This window comes from Tropicimonas isoalkanivorans (assembly GCF_900112335.1).
Taxonomy (GTDB): Bacteria; Pseudomonadota; Alphaproteobacteria; order Rhodobacterales; family Rhodobacteraceae; genus Tropicimonas; species Tropicimonas isoalkanivorans.
On record NZ_FOLG01000006.1, the window covers coordinates 130,493 to 147,438 of the forward strand.

The following is a 16,946-nucleotide window of genomic DNA, read 5'->3' on the forward strand; positions in this document are numbered from 1 at the left end:
GAACTCTGGGGCAGCGCCGCGAGGGAGACTTTGCGTGGCGGCGCAGGCAACGACTACATCTCCACGGGTGGCGGTGGCGACACCGCGGACGGCGGGCTTGGTGATGACGAGATCGTTGGCGGGGCGGGCGACGAATTGCTGATTGGCAACGTCGGGCGTGATGTGATCGACGGTGGGGGCGGCGAAGATCGGCTCATCGGGGGCAGCGGACTGGACCGCCTGAACGGCGGGAGTGGAAACGACCGGATGTATGGCGGCAATGGCAATGATAGCCTCGACGGCGGGTCGGGGGGCGACACCCTGTGGGGCGGCGGCGGGAAGGATGTACTCTATGGCCGGGTCGGGAACGACCGCCTCTTTGGTGGCGGAATGGCCGACAAACTCGCGGGACATGGCGGCGCCGATGTATTGGACGGCGGGAGCGGCGCAGATACCCTCATCGGCGGTCGCGGCAGGGATACATTCGTCTTTTCAATGGGCTACGGAAACGATGTCGTAACAGACTTCGCGCCCGGTGCGGACCATCTGGACCTGTCGGGGACGGAGTTCGGGAGGTTCGCGCAAGTGAAGGCAGCGGCCATCGAAACCGACGCTGGGCTTCAGATCGTGATTTCCACGGAAGACCGTCTGCTGCTGGAAGGACTGCACCTGAGCGACTTGTCAGCCGGGGACATCTGGCTCTAGCCCCCGGTTTGCTGTCGCTTAGGGCGCTCGTTCAGTTGGCGCCGCGGGTCAGGGCGGCAACGCCCGTGCGGGCGGTCTCCACCAGCCCTAGGGGGCGCATCAGTTCGATGAAGGCGTCGATCTTTTCCGGTGAGCCTGCAATCGAGAACACGAAGCTTTCCAGCGTCGAATCCACCGCATTCGCGCGAAAGATGTCCGCCAGTCGGAGCGCCTCGACGCGCTTGTCGCCGGTACCGGATACCTTCAGCAGCGCCAGTTCGCGTTCCACAGATGGGCCTTCTGTGGTCAGATCCTGCACCTTGTGGACGGGTACCAGCCGGCCGAGCTGCGCCTTGATCTGTTCGATCACCTCGGGCGTACCGGTGGTGACGATGGTGATGCGCGAACGATGGCCAAGGTGATCGACCTCGGCGACGGTCAGGCTCTCGATGTTGTAGCCGCGGCCCGAGAACAGCCCGATGACGCGGGCGAGGACGCCAGCTTCGTTGTCGACGACGACGGCAAGCGTGTGGGTCTCGATGACCTCGGCGTTGGGATTGCGTAGGTCGTAGGCGGAATGCTTCGACGACCCCTTTTCGATGTTGAGTGGCGACATCTGAATTCTCTCCTGCCCCTTCGGGCGTCTTCCGCACGCAGGGCTGACTACACCCGGCGTGTCCCTCTCGCCAGTGCGAAACGTGAGCGGGCCGGGCGCGTGATGGCGCCCGTCCCGAACGGGTTACACGAGGACCGCGCCCTTGGTTCCGATGGCATCCTTGGTGGAGGCGTCTCCGAGCAGCATGTTGTTGTGCGGCTCGCCCGACGGGATCATCGGGAAGCAATTCTCGTGCTTCTCCACCAGGCAGTCGAAGATCACGGGCCCATCGTACTCGATCATTTCCATGATCGCGTCATCGAGGTCCTTGGGATCGGAGACCATGAAACCCTTCGCACCGAACGCTTCGGCCAGTTTCACGAAATCGGGCAGCGCTTCGGACCAGCTGTGGGAGTACCGCTCGCCGTGAAGCAATTCCTGCCACTGCCGGACCATGCCCAGCCGCTCGTTGTTCAGGATGAACTGCTTGACCGGCAGATCGTATTGCCGCGCGGTCCCCATTTCCTGCAGGTTCATCATGAAACTCGCGTCGCCAGCGACGTTGATGACCAGACTGTCGGGGTGGGCCACCTGGACGCCGATGGAGGCGGGCAGGCCATAGCCCATGGTCCCGAGGCCGCCAGAGGTCATCCAGCGGTTGGGAGCGTCAAAGCCCAGGAACTGCGCCGCCCACATCTGGTGCTGTCCGACGTCGGTGCAGATGTAGCGGTCATGGCCGCGCGTGAGCGCCTCCAGCCGTTCCAACGCGTGTTGGGGTTTGATGACAGAGTCCGAGTTCTTGTAGGTCAGGCAACGAACCTGCTTCCATTCCTCGATCTGCGCCCACCACTTCTTCAGAGCGGACTTGTTCACCTTGCGGCCACGGGATTTCCAGATCCGCAGCGCATCCTCCAGCACGTGGGCGACGTCGCCGACGATGGGGAAGTCGGTTCGGATCACCTTGTTGATCGAACTGGGGTCGATGTCGATGTGGGCCTTGCGCGAGTGCGGGCTGAAGTCCGCGATGCGGCCGGTGATGCGGTCGTCGAACCGCGCACCGATATTGATCATCAGATCGCAGCCATGCATTGCCATGTTGGCCTCGTAGAGCCCGTGCATGCCCAGCATCCCCAGCCAGTTCTTGCCGCTGGCCGGATAGGCGCCGAGCCCCATCAGGGTCGACGTGATCGGGAAACCTGTGGCCTCGACCCACTCGCGCAGCAGTTGGCTGGCGAGCGTGCCGGAGTTGATCACCCCGCCGCCGGTATAGAAGATGGGCCGTTCGGCCGTCTCCAGCGCCTCGACCAGCGCCGTGATCATCTCGGTGTCGCCTTTGACTTTGGGCTGGTAGTGGCTGGCACGCGCTTCGGTCGGGCCGACGTACGTTCCCGTGGCGAACTGGACGTCCTTCGGGATGTCGACCAGAACCGGACCGGGCCGGCCGGACGTGGCGACATGAAACGCTTGGTGGATCGTCTGCGCCAGCGCGTCGGTCTCCTTCACCAGCCAGTTGTGCTTGGAGCAGGGCCGAGTGATCCCGACCGTGTCGGCCTCCTGGAAGGCATCCGAGCCGATCATGAAGGTCGGCACCTGGCCCGACAGGACAACCATCGGGATGGAATCCATCAGCGCGTCGGTTATCCCGGTGACGGCGTTGGTCGCGCCGGGGCCGGAGGTCACCAGAACGACACCGGGCTTGCCGGTGGAACGGGCATAGCCTTCGGCGGCGTGCGCGGCACCCTGTTCGTGGCGAACCAGAATGTGCTTGATCCCCTGATCCTGAAAGATCTCGTCATAGATGGGTAGTACGGCGCCGCCGGGATAGCCGAACACGACGTCCACACCCTGATCCTTCAGGGCCTGAACCACCATTCTTGCTCCGGTCATTTGCTGCGCCATCGTCGTTCTCCATCTTCTGGCATCGCGGCAATAAAAAACCCCCGGGTCGCAGGGACTGGGGGCACATGGGTTCCAATATGGTGTCCGTTACCGGCCCATGTGCCTTTCCTCTACGAGTACAAGAATGCTGATCATTCTCGGGGGTCCTTCCTGTGTGTGCGCGGGACATTAGGCGGGTTGTTAGGGAGCGTCAACGGCTTTTCCGGTTAAAGTGTCTCAGGGTTCGAAGCGATTGGAATTTTGTTTCGCCGGCGGGCCAGTGGGCGCCGTTTGGCCAACGGTTCGTCGGCATTTTCAAGCATAATCTATTGGTCTCCGCAGCCGCGGATGGACCGTCTTGCTCGGATTTCGGGGAAGAGAGGCACGCGGCGAGCGGATTTCGTTTCGCACTAATGGGAGTCGCGCGCAGTGCGGGACGACGGACATGCGCCCCGTCGCGCTTCATCAATTATTCCCGAGACGCTTCAGAGGACAGAGCTAAAGCCTCGCCTGACTGGTGCTGGCCCGCCAAATAGCGGGACGTCGGAAATCCGAGCCCGCCCCAGTGCCTGTCCGGGATATCAGCCCTTGGTCGGGCGGCTGTCGGGCAGGATGATCCGGGCAACCTGCTCGGCGATGGGGTCCACAGACAGGGGATGCGTCGCGCCCTCGTGGGACTCCGGATCGCCAAGCGGCTGCCAGACGCCACCCTTGTAAATCTCCAGCGCGTCGAAGCCGGCCTTGTAGCCCATCTTCGGGCTGCCGGGCACCCAGTAGCCGAGGTAGACATAGGGAAGCTTCGCCGCGCGTGCGATCTCGATATGATCCAGGATCAGGTAAGTGCCGAGCGAGCGCCGTGCGAGGGTCGGCTCGTAGAAGCTATAGACCATGCTCAGGCCATCTTCGAGCACGTCGGTGAGGCAGACAGCGGCGAGGGTGTCGGGGGCAGGGTCTTTCTGGGTGGTCAGGGTGGGATCGCGGTACTCCACCAGGCGGGAGCGCACCGGGGTCTCCTCGACCATCGCGGCGAACTCGAAGATGTCCATGTCGGCCATCCCGCCATCGGCGTGGCGGCTGTCGAGATACCGGCGGAACAGCGCGTACTGCGCCTCCGTCGCCCAGGGTGAGGTCGCGTTGCGGCGCATTCCGGCATTCCGGCGCAATGTGCGGCGCTGGCCCCGGCTGGGCGTGAAATCTGCCACGCGAATACGGGCGGACAGGCAGGCACTGCAATCGGCGCAAGAGGGGCGGTAGAGCACATTCTGCGACCGCCGGAACCCTTGCTTGGAGAGCGTGTCGTTCAGCTTCTCGGCATGTTCACCCTGCAGCGCCGTGAACAGCTTCCGCTCCATCCGGCCCTTCAGATATGGGCACGGTTGGGGCGCGGTCACATAGAATTGGGGGGCGATAGGTAACGTGTGACGCATTCAATCGGCTGCCCGGTCCAGTCTGGAATTTGGGAACGGTAACAGGGCTTGGCCGCGCAGCCAAGCCCGATTGGTTGCCTAGTCCCGCGCGCCCTGCGCCCCGGCGCGGCTCCGCTCAACGACAGCGGTTCAGGGCTGTGGAGCCGAGCGCGAGGTCCGAAAGCCCCTGGCCTCGGGAGCTGGAAAGCATGAGGACCGCGGAGATGACCTGCGGGATGAAGAACGAGAAGCAGACCATATAGATCGACGTATGGACCACCGCATCGGCCAGCCCGAACCGCTCGCCGCGCGCGTTGCGCAACTGGATCGACATGAGGCGCATACCCAGTGTGGCGGAGCCGCCGGCGATCGTAAGCGTGCGATATAGGAAGCTGATGCTCAGCCACAGCGCGCCATAGAACAGCAGCCCGACGAACGCCGTGAACGGCAGGACGAGCAGCGTCATCAGGAAGATCAAGATCGAGTCGACAACCCAGGCAATGGCGCGCTTGAGCGGCACATCGGCATATAGGTCGGCATCTCGCTCCGGGTCGGGAAGGCCCCAGGAAGGTTCTGTCATGTAGGTCATCTGGTGTCTTTCTCAGCGCAGGGCAACGGCGCGCGCCGGAAGGTCGCGCGCCGTCTCATGATGCTCCGCCTGGGGACGGCGGAGCACCGGGGGGTGTCAGGCAGGTTCGCTTGTCGCGTTGCCGTCGTCGCCGGTTGGCTTGGCTGCACGGGCGCGGTCATCCATGAAGGCGTCGAACTCCTGCTTGTCCTTGGCTTCGCGCAGACGCTGGAGGAAGGCCTCGAAGGCTTCCTGTTCCTCTTCCAGGCGCCGCAGGGTCTCGGCCTTGTAGGCGTCGAAGGCGCTGTTGCCGCTGGATTTCATGGCGGCGTGATAGTGGCGGTGACGAGACTGCCTGCCTTTACGGCAACTTCCATTGAACATGCGTTTGCTCCAGATCATGTAGGCCAGAAGGGCGAGGCCGATGGGCCAGAAAGCGATGAACCCCAGGATCATGGCAGCGATCCAGGCGCCCTTGCCGCGGTTGTCGAGCCATGCCTCGGCCCGGCCGAGCCAGGACAGGGGGGCGGCAGTTGCGGTTGTCATTTCGGTCTCCTCGTTGCGGTCGATGTGAATGCCTTTCACATCACATGAGATGGGAGGGGGGACCGATGGGTTCAAGACTTCATGTTAAGACTTTTTACATTTTTCGCAAACGGGCGGGCAATGTGTTATTATTTCGCGCTTTTTCTAACCTTGGAGCAAACGAGCTAGCGGCGGGATCCGCGGGTCCCGCCGCCGGTTTTTCAGTCCGTCGTCCTATTTCGCGAGGACGAAAGCGCCCGGCGCGTCTTCGATGACTTCGAGCTTGCCGTCTTCCGGGTGGCGGGCCGGCACGGTCTCTCCGTCGTCGTGGCTGTCAAGCCAGCGGCCCCACTCCGGCCACCACGAGCCACCTGTATATTCCGCGTTCTTGAGCCATTCCTCAGCGTCGACCGGGTGGTCGTCGCCGGACCAGTAGCCGTATTTCTCTTTCTTGGCCGGTGGATTGATGACGCCCGCGATATGGCCGGAGGCGCCGAGGACGAATTTCACCTCGCCCTTTACGAGCCGGGTCGTGGGGTAGACGGACGTCCAGGGCGCGATGTGGTCCTCCTTCGTGGCCAGCACGAAGATCGGCGTCTCGATTTGCGAGAGGTCGATCGGCGTGCCGTCCAGCGACAGGTGACCGGGCAGGCGCAGGCCGTTCTCGATATAGATCTTCTCAAGGTACCATAGCAGCATCGCCGCGGGCAGGCGGGTGCTGTCGGCATTCCAGAACAGCAAGTCGAAGGCGGGGGGCTTCCGCCCCATGAGGTAGCTCATGACGTGGAAGGACCAGACGAGGTCGTTCTCCCGCAGCATCGAGAACACGTTCTGGAGGTGGTAGTTCTCCAGATACCCCTTTTCCTTGATCTGCTCGCGCATCGCCTCAAGTCGGCCGCGGTCCACGAAGACGCCCAACTCACCCACATCGGTGAAGTCCACCATCGTCGCAAAGGTCGTCGCCGTTGCGATGCGGTTGTCCTTGCGGGCCGCCAGGAGCGCAAGAGTCGCCATGACCAGGATGCCGCCGATGCAGAAGCCGAGGATGTCGAACTGCTCCGCGCCCGTGGCCTCGCCCATGGCGTCCAGCGCGGCGAGGGGCCCGTGCTTCATGTAGTCCTCGAAGCTCATCTGGGCGTGCTCCCCGGTCGGGTTAACCCAGGAGATCAGAAAGACGGTATGGCCCCGTTCCAGCATGTAGCGGACGACGCTGTTCTCGGGCCGCAAGTCCATGATGTAGTATTTGTTGATCCACGCCGGCACGAACAGGATCGGGCGCTTCCGTTGCGTCTCCGTCATCGGCTCGAACTGGATAAGCTGCATGAGTTCGTTCTGATAGACGATCTTCCCCGGCGTCGTGGCGATATTGCGCCCGACCTCGAAAGCTTCGGTGTCCGTGGTGCTGATGTCCAGCCGGCCCTCGCCGCGCTCCAGGTCCTCGACAAGGTTGCGGAACCCTTCCAGCAGGCTCTCCCCCTCGGTTTCGAGGAAATGATAGCGCGCCGCCGGGTTGAGCATCAGGTAGTTGCTGGGAGACAGCGCGCTCAGGAACTGGCGGGTGTAGAACTTCATCCGCAGCGTGTCCTTGGAGCCGTCCGGCAATTCGGACAGTAGCGACTCCGTGTCTGCCTCCAACGCCAGATGAGCGTCACGCAGACCGCGCGCGATCGGGTCCGCATCCCAGCGTTCGTCGCGAAACCGCTTGTCGCGCGGCGCCGAATTCTTGCCCAGCCACGCGTTTTGCCAGGCCGTCATCCAGTCCAGCCAGACCCGCTGGGTGTACTCCGCGGCCGCCAGCGGGTTTTGCATCAGGGCGGTCATGGATTTGATGTAGGCCTCGTAGATCAGCTTGGCGTCCACAACGGAGAAGTCTCCGCGCGCCGCCGTGCTGACCATCTGCTCCTGAGTGCGCGGGGCAACTCTCTGAGCCCGCGAAACCAGGTCCAGCCACTCCCGCGTCATGTTCGCTAACTTTTCAGTATCCATGAGACCATCCTCCCTCGTCCTGTTCCAAAAGACCGTTCTCCCCAGACGGCCCGCGTTTCCGGCCCCCAGAATGGCCCGCGCTTCGGGGCTGCCGTCAAGTGTTTCGCGTCGAAGGGGGCGATTGATGCGTGTTGAGGGGCCGAGCGATATCCCTCTGGTTGAACTCATGGTCACAAAAACGTTGGGGCCCTTTAAATGATAGAACAGTGCGTTAGGTTGCCCCGCAGGATTGTTTCAAGGGAGCTTATTTATGCGCCATCTATATACGTTGACCCTCTCCGGCCTCGCGGCCGCTGTAATCGGTAGCACTGCTTTCGCGCAGGATGCGACGAACCCCGCGGTTAGTGCCCGTCAATCGCTAATGGGCCTCTACGCGTTCAACCTCGGGCAACTTGGCGCGATCGCGAAGGGCGAACTTGAGTATGACGCCAACACTGCGGCGGCCGCCGCCGGCAACCTGGCTGCATTGGCAAAGCTGGACCAGACGGCGCTTTGGCCTGAAGGAACGAGCAGCGAGACGACTGAGGGAACGCGCGCGCTTCCGGTGATCTGGTCCGACATGGACGGTTTCCATGCCAAGGCCGATGACCTGGCCGAGGCCGCGACGGCGATGGAGGGAGCAGCCGGCACCGACCTTGCGTCCTTGCAGGGCGCGATGAAGGACCTGGGTGCAGCCTGTGGCGCTTGCCACAAGGAATACCGCCAGCCCGACGATTGACGCCATGCGTGGTGTAGGGGGAACAGCGATTATCCTGGCGCTCGTGGTCGTCGGGGCAGGGTGGTACGCCATCACGCCCCAAACGATCGACCAGGACGCCCTTGACGGGGTGGAACCGGATCTCGCTCGTGGCGAGATGCTGTTCTATGCGGGCGGCTGCGCTTCGTGTCACGCATCGCCCGGTGCGGAGGGGGAAGAGAAGCTGGTGCTTGCCGGCGGGCTTCGCCTTCCGTCCGATTTCGGCGCGTTCGTTGCGCCCAATATTTCGCCCGATCCCGACGCCGGGATCGGGAACTGGTCCGACGCCGACTTTGCTGACGCGCTGCTGAAAGGGACGGGACCGCAGGGACAGCACTATTACCCTGCATTCCCCTACGATTCCTACGGCCGGATGTCTGTCGAGGACGCGGCGTCCCTCCGCGCGTTTCTCGCCACGCTGCCACCGGACCCGACGCCAAGCCTGCCACATGAACTCGGCTTTCCCTTCAGCATCCGGCTCGGCGTGGGCGTATGGAAAATGCTGTTCGCGCGGGACGGTTGGGTGGTCGAAGGCGACCTGAGCGAACAACAGCAGCACGGCCGGTTCCTTGTTGAAGGGCCGGGACATTGCGGGGAATGCCATACCCCGCGCAATGCGCTCGGCGGGCTCCAGCTCGACGCTTGGCTGAGCGGTGCACCGAACCCCAGCGGTGAGGGGCGGATACCGGACATTACCCCGGGCGGCCTCGACTGGTCCGAGGCCGACATTGCCGAATACCTCAAGTCCGGCTTCACCCCCGACTACGACACAGCGGGCGGTGAAATGGCGGACGTGGTCGAGAACATCTCCCATCTTTCTGATGAAGACCGCGCGGCCATTGCCGCCTACCTGAAGATCGTTCCGCCATCTGCCGCGGTTACGAACTAGGCAGGGGCGGTATTGCCGTCAGATCCCGCACGCAAATGCGATCTCTGTTACATGGCTTTTTGGCTGGACTGACTTGACACCGCGTCAATGAGGGACAAGTGCAACCAGCGAAACAGTGCTGCCGTGCGTGCGGCGCCGGTCCGGTCGCGGAACCAATTGGTCCGCCGGTCTCGGTGCCATGGCCCATGAGACGGCCGATTTAAGGATAATCTTCAGGAATGACCTCTCAAAAACTTACCTTCGACCGCACCGCTGCGCGCTCGGACACCCTGGGAGCTGAGCCGCTGGAAGGCGGCACCAACTTCGCGATCTACAGCGAACATGCATCGGCTATCGAGCTTTGCCTCTTTGGCCCCGACGGCGAACCGACTGCCAGCGCCATGTTGCCGGAAATGGAAGGCGGGGTCTGGTACGGCTTCGCACCTGGCGTCTGGGCGGGGCAGCGTTATGGCTATCGCGTGCACGGCCCCTACGAGCCGGAGCGCGGCCTTCGGTTCAACCCCTCGAAACTGCTGATCGACCCCTACGCCCGCCAGCTCGACAGCGAGCTCCGCTGGGACGATGCGGTGTTCGGCTACGACGTGATGACCGGCGACGATCTCACACGGGACGACCGGGACAGTGCGCCGTTCATTCCCAAGGCCGTCGTAACCGACACCGTGTTCGACTGGGATGACGACACGGCCTTGCGCCGCCGATGGGCGGACTCCGTGGTGTACGAAGCGCACCTGCGCGGACTGACGATGAAGCATCCGGACGTGCCGGAAGAGATTCGCGGCACCTTCCCTGCACTGGCCCATCCGGCCGTGCTGGACCACTTGACCCGCCTCGGGATCACCGCTGTGGAACTTCTGCCGATCCAGGGGTTCGTGCGCGACCGGCACCTGCAGGAGAAGGGCCTGACGAACTACTGGGGCTACAACACGCTCAACTTCTTTGCTCCCCATGCACCCTACCTTGCAGGCACGGACCTGCTCGAGATCAAGCGCACGATCAAGGCGCTGCACCGGGCCGGGATCGAGGTGATCCTGGACGTCGTCTATAACCACACCGCCGAGGGCAGCGAGAAGGGGCCGACGCTGTCGTTCCGCGGGATCGACAACCTCACCTACTACCTGACCGACCCGGCGCACCCGCGCCACTGCTACGACGTGACCGGAACCGGCAATACGCTCAATGTCTCCCATCCGGCCGTCCTGCGCATGGTGATGGACAGCCTGCGGTACTGGGTCCAGGTCATGCACGTCGACGGGTTCAGGTTCGACCTGGCCTCCACCCTGGGCCGCGAGGCCACCGGCTTCGAGCGCGAGGGGTGTTTCTTTGCGGCGATGAAGCAGGACCCGGTTCTGTCCTCGGTCAAACTTATCGCGGAACCCTGGGACGTCGGCGACGGCGGCTATCAGGTGGGCGGGTTCCCCTGGCCGTTCCGGGAGTGGAACGACAAGTTCCGCGACGATGTCCGCGGATTCTGGCGCCGCGATCCGGGGCTGTCCGGGCGCTATGCGGAGCGATTGCTGGGCTCGCCTGTCCAGTTCGGCCATTCGCTTCGCCCCGCGACGAGTTCCATCAACTTCGTGGCCGCCCACGACGGCTTCACCCTGTGGGACACCGTGGCCTACAACCACAAGCACAACGAGGCCAACGGCGAGGATGGCCGCGATGGGCACGATCATAACGTGTCCGACAACATGGGCCACGAGGGCGAGACCGACGATGCGGGCGTGCTCGCGGCCCGGACCGCACGAGTCAAGGCGATGCTGGCGACGCTGTTCCTGTCGCGGGGGGTGCCGATGCTGCTGTCGGGCGACGAAATGGGCAACAGCCAAGGCGGCAACAACAACGTCTACTGCCAGGACAACGAGACGTCGTGGATCGACTGGGAGGCCGCGAACCTCGATCTCGTGGACTGGGTCGCGCAGCTCACTGCGGTTCGCCGCAGTTTCCGGGACCTGACCAGCCGCACGTTCGAAGGGATCGGTGGTGCGCAGGGCGATCGAATGGGCGCGGTCAAGTGGTGGCATCCGGACGGGCGGCCGATCGATGACCCCGACTGGGGCAATCTGCCGTGCTTCGGCATGATCTTGGGTGAAGAGGATCACTGTCTGCTGATGCTTTTCAACGCCGGGGACGGTCGCGAAGTCGTTCTTCCGGACGGCGACTGGCGGCTGCGGCTGTCCGCCGCGCCGCTCGAACCGGCGGGCGGACGTCTGGACTTCCCTGCACAAAGTGTGGCCGTGTTCGATAATGGATGACGCGACGACCGACTCAACACCCTCTGATCCATCTCTTTTCTGGGGCGTGCGTCCTGCGGGGGCCGCGTGGTGCGCGCGGCTTTGGGCGCCCGGTGCCTCATCGGTGGCGATCGAGTTGGCCGGCCGCCGTCAGGACCTTACCCCGGCGGGAGACGGACGGTTCGAGGCAAAGGTGGAAGCGGTCACGGGGAGCGATTACCGCTTCGTGGTCGACGGCGAACCGCTTGCCGACCCCGCATCCCGCGCGCAACCGGACGGGGTGGCCGGCCCGTCGCGGCTCGTCGACCTGTCCGACTTTGCGTGGCAGAACGACAGGCCGCGCCGTCCCTGGCATGAGGCCGTGATCTATGAAATGCACGTCGGCACCTTCACGCCCGAGGGCACCTTCGCTGCCGCTGCTGACCGGCTCCAGGGCCTGGCGGATCTCGGGATCACAGCTATCCAGTTGATGCCATTGAATCAATTTCCCGGCCAGCATGGCTGGGGATACGATGGGGCGCTTCCCTTTGCCCCGCACGCCGCCTACGGCACCCCGGAAGACCTTTGCCGACTGATCGACCGAGCCCATGGGCTGGGTCTGATGGTGATGATCGACGTGGTCTACAACCATTTCGGTCCCGAGGGCGTCACGCTGCACCAGATCGCGCCGGAATTCTTCGACCATAGCCGCGAAACCCCTTGGGGCGCCGCGATCCGCTATAGCCAGCCCGCGGTCCGCGATTTCTTTCGTGCGAATGCCCTGATGTGGCTCACCGAATACCGGGCGGACGGCTTCCGCTTCGATGCGGTCCACCAGATTCAGGACAAGACTCGACCCCACGTCCTTCAGGAAATCTCGGACGCGCTTCACGCGGCTGCCGACGGACCTGTGTATTTGGTGTCCGAGGACGAACGAAACGACCCGGAACTGCGGGATCTGGGGGTGTTCGATGCGGAGTGGAACGACGACTATCACCACGCTGTCCACTGCGCGCTGACCGGTGAATCCGAAAGCTATTACAAGACGTTCGCGGTCGATCCTATCGACGACCTGCTGCGCGCCTTCCGCGACGGGCAGGTCGAGCATGGCCAGCCTCGGGAGGGCGAGGAGTCTCGTCGCGGGAAGCCCGCCGGGCATCTGCCGCCGACGGCCTTCGTCAATCCCAACCAGACGCATGACCAGGTCGGCAATCGTGCCTTGGGCGACCGCCTCATAACCCTTGCCGGAGAAGAGCCCGCCCGGACCGTCCACGCCATGCTGCTGTGTCTGCCCTTCGTGCCGATGCTCTTCATGGGTGAGGAGCGTGGCGAACGCCATCCGTTCCAGTTCTTTGCCGATCCCGGCCCGGATCTTCGCCAAGCTTACAGAGACGGCCGCCGCGCCGAGTTCGCCGGTTTCTCCGACCATTGGGGAACCAACGTCCCGGACCCGGTGGACCCCGCCACATTCGAAGCTTCCAAACTGAGTTGGGCGGACGATGCACGGGCGACGTCGTGGCTCGACCTCACACGCCGATGCCTGGCGTTTCGCCGCGCCCACGTGGTGCCCCTCGTGGCCTCCGGTTTGGCCGGAGAGACCCGGGTCTGGCGCACCGGACAGCGCTCCGTCGAGGCCGAATGGACCTTTGCCGCAGGCCGCCTGCGGCTCGCCGCCAATCTCGGCGGTCTTCCTGAAACTGCCCCCGACTGGCCGGCCGCTCTGGCCGAAGGCGACGTGGCACATTCTCCTTTTGCTTTCCGGGTAACGACATGAACAGGTTTCCGCACGCGACGTATCGGCTTCAACTGCGCGGGGGCGTCGATTTCGCCGCCGCGGAGGCCTGGCTTCCCCATCTGGCCGAGATGGGCATATCGCACCTCTACCTCTCGCCGATCTTCACGGCTGCGCCGGGCTCGACCCACGGCTACGACGTGACCGACCCCGGCGAGATCGATCCGGTGCTCGGCGGGCGGGAGGGCTACTCCCGGCTCGCCGCCGCAGCCCGTGCGAAGGGGATCGGCCTGATCCTCGACATCGTGCCGAACCACACGGTCTTCACGCCCGAGAACCCGTGGCTGCGCGACGTGCTCCGCCACGGCATGGGCAGCCGCTATGCCCACCATTTCCACATCGATTGGGAGGCGGGTCCGCTGGTTCTGCCGTTCCTGGACGGCACCGTGGAGCAGGCAGTGGAACGGGGCGACCTGTCCATCGGGCAGGAGGAATCCGGTCCGGTTCTGAACATTCCTGGCCTGACCGTACCGCTGGCCCCGGGAAGCGAGGCACTGGCGGAGGGGGCGGGCACGCTCCTTGCAGTGCACGATGCTCAGCACTGGCGCCTGACGGACTGGCGGTTCGAGCGCGACGGCGTGACCCATCGGCGGTTCTTCAACGTCACATCGCTGATCGGGATGCGCGTGGAACGGCCGGAGGTATTTGACGACATGCACGCGCTTCTTTTCGATCTGGTCGAGGCGGGCGAGGTCGCGGGTGTGCGTGTGGACCATGTGGACGGCCTCGCCGACCCCGAGGAGTACCTCGAGCGTCTCGCCAGCCGGCTGGGCGATGTTCCGGTCTGGGTCGAGAAGATCCTGGTCGGGGAGGAGGAACTGCCGGACTGGCCGGTCGTCGGCACCACGGGCTATGAGGCTGCGCGCGCCATCGCCTGTCGCCTGACGGACGAGGCCGGCTGGAAAAAGCTCGTCGCGCTCTGGCAGACGGAAACCGGTCGGGAGGCATCGTTCCGCGAGGTTCTGGCGGAGGCCAAGGACCAGGTGCTGAGAGAAGAACTGGCCGCAGAACTGCATGAACTTTGCGACTTGGGCGGGACGGTGTTGGAAGCGGACCCGGAGACGGACGCCGGCGCGGAGGCGGTGCGGGAGGCCGTGTTTGCGCTGCTGATCGCCTTCCCGCGGTACCGCACCTATTTCCGTCCCGGCCGGCCGGGCAGGGCCGAAGATCTGAAACTCATGGCCGAGGTGGTGGACGCGGCGGCGGATTCCCTGCGCTCCGACAGGGTCGTGCGCGCTTTGGCCGACGCGATGCTGCGGGCCGGGACCCCGGACGAGGCGGCCCTGTTGATCCGGTTCCAGCAAGTCACGGGTGCGCTGATGGCCAAGGCGCAGGAGGACACCGCGGGGTTCCGCTGGGTGCCGTATCTGGCGGCCAACGAGGTCGGTTCAGAACCGGACGACACGTGCTGGAGCGAGGAGCGATTCCGCGATTGGGCCGCCCGGCGCAGTGCGGGAGGGCTGACGCTGACGTCCTCTCACGACACCAAGCGGGCGGAAGACGCGCGCATGCGGCTCGTTTCGCTTTCCCATCACCCCGATGCCTTCACGGCGCTCTGGCGGCGTGCCTGGGCGCTGCCCGAGGCGGCGGGGCCGGATCCGAACCACTGCTGGTACATCCTTCAATGCCTCGTCGCGATCTGGCGCCCGGGCGGCGAGGGGCTGGCGGACCGGCTGGCGGACCACACGCTGAAGGCTCTTCGAGAAGCGAAGGAAGCGACGACCTGGGTGCATCCGGACGAGGAGGTCGAGGCCGCGGCGACAGAATTTGCCCGGGCGCTGGTGGCCGACTGGATCGAAACGCCGCCGTCGGAACTCGAACCGATCCTGACCACGGCCGCGGAGCTGTCGCTGAAGCAATTGGAACTGAAGCTGGCCCTGCCAGGCGTGCCGGATTTCTATCAGGGCGCCGAGGGTGCGCTGCTTGACCTGACGGACCCGGACAATCGCCGCCCGGTGTCACCAGACGATGTGGTCGCCCTGAAGGATGCGCCCGGGTGGGTGGGGGAGAAGTTCCGCCTCACGCGCCAAGGCCTTCAGCGCCGCGGTGCGCATCGGGACCGCGTTCCGGAGGCGACGTCCTAGGAGCGGTCGCCCGGACCAAGCCTTATGCTGCCGCCGATAGTACTGGCCTTGCTGGTTTCACCCCCAAGAGGGGCGCACCAATCTCTGCGCCCCGGCGGCTTGCGAAGGTGCGAGCAGGGCGGGTAAGACTGGTCTTGTTGCGGGCTCCGGCGCCGCGTTAGCGCGGATGCATTTTCGCTCAGGCCAGGGTCCGTCATGCTGTCAGAACACAGGATAGATGCCGCGACCGGCGTGCTGCTCTGGCTGGTGACCGGGATCGTCACTATGGATGCCTGGCGCATCCACGTGGCGGTGCCGCTGCTGCCAGTCTTGATGGTCACGCTCACGGTTCTGCTGGCCCTGAGGGTTAGGCGGACGCGGCTGTTGTTCGTCGCAACGGCTATCCTGTTGAGCATCCTTCTTGTGCTCTTCGTGCCGGACTGGAACGCGGTCCTGCTGAAAGGGGTGCGCTCGGCCGCGTTCATCACTGCCTTCTTCACCGCGCTCTCCACGTTGCGCAACGTGGCCCAGACGTCGCCCTCGATTTCCGCCGGCGGCACTTTCCTCGCCCTGCAGCCGCCCGGCCGACGTTACGCTGCACTGACCCTCGGGGGGGTCATGTTCTCGCTGATGCTGAACTACGGCGCGATCTCGCTGCTGGGGAGTCTTGCCACCGCAAGTGCCGGGGCCGAAGCGGATGCGGAAATCCGTCGCCACCGCACCCGGCGGATGTTGCTGGCGATCCAGCGCGGCTTCATCGCGTCACTGCCGTGGTCGCCGCTCGCCTTTGCCATGGCGATTACCAACGCGCTGATCCCCGGCGCCCGCTGGGCGGACTCCGTATGGCCGGGGATGGTGACTGCGGCGATTATCGCCGGGTCCGGTTGGGCGCTGGACAGTTTGTTCAAACCCAAGCTCAGCGGCCCGGTGCCGCCGGCCCAGCCCGTTGCGGGGTCCTGGAGGTCGCTGTCGCCGCTCCTGCTGCTGCTCCTTCTGCTCGGGGGGCTGGTCGGTGTCCTGCACGAGGTGACGGGCATCAACGTTCCGGGGATCGTCATGCTGGTGGTTCCCATCCTGTCCCTCGGCTGGGCGTGGATCCAGCAGGCGGGCGGGGCGGTGGACACGCCGCTCAGCGCGCGCTTGCGGGACTACGTGACGGTTGAACTGCCCCGAAGCCGAGGCGAAATCACTTTGCTGATCATGGCGGGCTACATTGGCACGGTTGGGGCCCCGCTGCTGCTCCCTGCGGTGGAGGCGGCGGGTCTCGATCCCACAGGACTGCCTACCTGGCTGATCCTGGGCGCGTTCGTCTGGCTTATCCCGATTCTGGGCCAGATCGGCATGAACCCGATCCTCGCGGTCACGTTGATTGCCCCGCTCATCCCCGAAGCGGCGGAACTCGGCGTCACGCCCGCCGCGGTGGTGACATCTATCGTGGCGGGTTGGGCCATCAGCGGGATCTCGTCGCCATTCACTGCAACGACGATGCTTGTCGGGTCCTTCGCGCACGTCAGTGCGTTGCACGTGGGCGTGCGGTGGAACGGCCTGTTCGTCCTCGTGACCGCCGTGCTGTTGACGGTCTGGGTGCTCACCTACGCCTTTCTGATCGGCTGACAGGAGGGACGGCGTGCAGGC

At 64.6% G+C, this 16,946-nt stretch carries 13 protein-coding genes; 7 read left to right on the plus strand and 6 right to left on the minus strand.

From position 1 onward, the window contains the following. A partial coding sequence (locus tag BM075_RS12055; RefSeq protein WP_093360934.1) for a calcium-binding protein occupies nt 1–684 on the plus strand: 684 nt, incomplete at its 5' end. A gap of 31 nt (nt 685–715) precedes the next feature. On the opposite strand, the gene ilvN is transcribed toward BM075_RS12055, so the two are convergent. The 6 genes from ilvN to BM075_RS12085 all read right to left on the minus strand — a co-directional run bounded on the left by ilvN (nt 716) and on the right by BM075_RS12085 (nt 7,621). After that, nucleotides 716–1,279: an acetolactate synthase small subunit gene (gene ilvN / locus BM075_RS12060; protein WP_093360935.1), complete on the minus strand. Its 564-nt coding sequence runs from the start codon at nt 1,277–1,279 to the stop codon at nt 716–718. 123 nt (nt 1,280–1,402) lie between these two features. After that, nucleotides 1,403–3,157, minus strand: coding sequence for an acetolactate synthase 3 large subunit (locus BM075_RS12065; RefSeq protein WP_093360936.1), 1,755 nt, complete (start codon nt 3,155–3,157; stop codon nt 1,403–1,405). Nucleotides 3,158–3,717: 560 nt separating this feature from the next. Next, a complete protein-coding gene (locus BM075_RS12070) occupies nt 3,718–4,563 on the minus strand; it encodes an arginyltransferase (RefSeq protein ID WP_093360937.1) in 846 nt (281 codons plus the stop codon). A 115-nt stretch (nt 4,564–4,678) separates the two neighbouring features. Beyond that, on the minus strand, nt 4,679–5,131 hold the full coding sequence (locus BM075_RS12075; protein WP_177208324.1) for an RDD family protein: 453 nt from the start codon (nt 5,129–5,131) through the stop codon (nt 4,679–4,681). 96 nt (nt 5,132–5,227) lie between these two features. Continuing rightward, nucleotides 5,228–5,656 (minus strand): DUF2852 domain-containing protein, encoded by a 429-nt coding sequence (locus BM075_RS12080; protein WP_093361010.1) that lies wholly within the window; start codon nt 5,654–5,656, stop codon nt 5,228–5,230. A gap of 213 nt (nt 5,657–5,869) precedes the next feature. Beyond that, entirely contained in the window at nt 5,870–7,621 is a 1,752-nt protein-coding gene (locus BM075_RS12085; RefSeq protein WP_177208325.1) for a PHA/PHB synthase family protein, read from the minus strand. Between the two features lie 250 nt (nt 7,622–7,871). Between BM075_RS12085 and BM075_RS12090 the strand changes: the two genes are divergently transcribed. From BM075_RS12090 to BM075_RS12115, 6 genes are all read left to right on the plus strand, one after another. After that, entirely contained in the window at nt 7,872–8,339 is a 468-nt protein-coding gene (locus BM075_RS12090; RefSeq protein ID WP_093360939.1) for a c-type cytochrome, read from the plus strand. Nucleotides 8,340–8,343: 4 nt separating this feature from the next. After that, nucleotides 8,344–9,246, plus strand: a complete 903-nt coding sequence (locus BM075_RS12095) for a c-type cytochrome (protein ID WP_093360940.1) — start codon at nt 8,344–8,346, stop codon at nt 9,244–9,246. A 218-nt stretch (nt 9,247–9,464) separates the two neighbouring features. Next, nucleotides 9,465–11,498, plus strand: a complete 2,034-nt coding sequence (gene glgX / locus BM075_RS12100; protein ID WP_093360941.1) for a glycogen debranching protein GlgX — start codon at nt 9,465–9,467, stop codon at nt 11,496–11,498. Beyond that, a complete protein-coding gene (treZ, locus tag BM075_RS12105; RefSeq protein ID WP_093360942.1) occupies nt 11,491–13,230 on the plus strand; it encodes a malto-oligosyltrehalose trehalohydrolase in 1,740 nt (579 codons plus the stop codon). The genes glgX and treZ overlap by 8 nt, the downstream gene beginning before the upstream one ends. Beyond that, nucleotides 13,227–15,332 (plus strand): malto-oligosyltrehalose synthase, encoded by a 2,106-nt coding sequence (treY, locus tag BM075_RS12110; RefSeq protein ID WP_093360943.1) that lies wholly within the window; start codon nt 13,227–13,229, stop codon nt 15,330–15,332. Before treZ ends, treY begins: the two co-directional genes overlap by 4 nt. Nucleotides 15,333–15,527: 195 nt before the next feature. Further along, on the plus strand, nt 15,528–16,925 hold the full coding sequence (locus BM075_RS12115) for a hypothetical protein (RefSeq protein WP_177208327.1): 1,398 nt from the start codon (nt 15,528–15,530) through the stop codon (nt 16,923–16,925). Nucleotides 16,926–16,946: the final 21 nt, after the last annotated feature.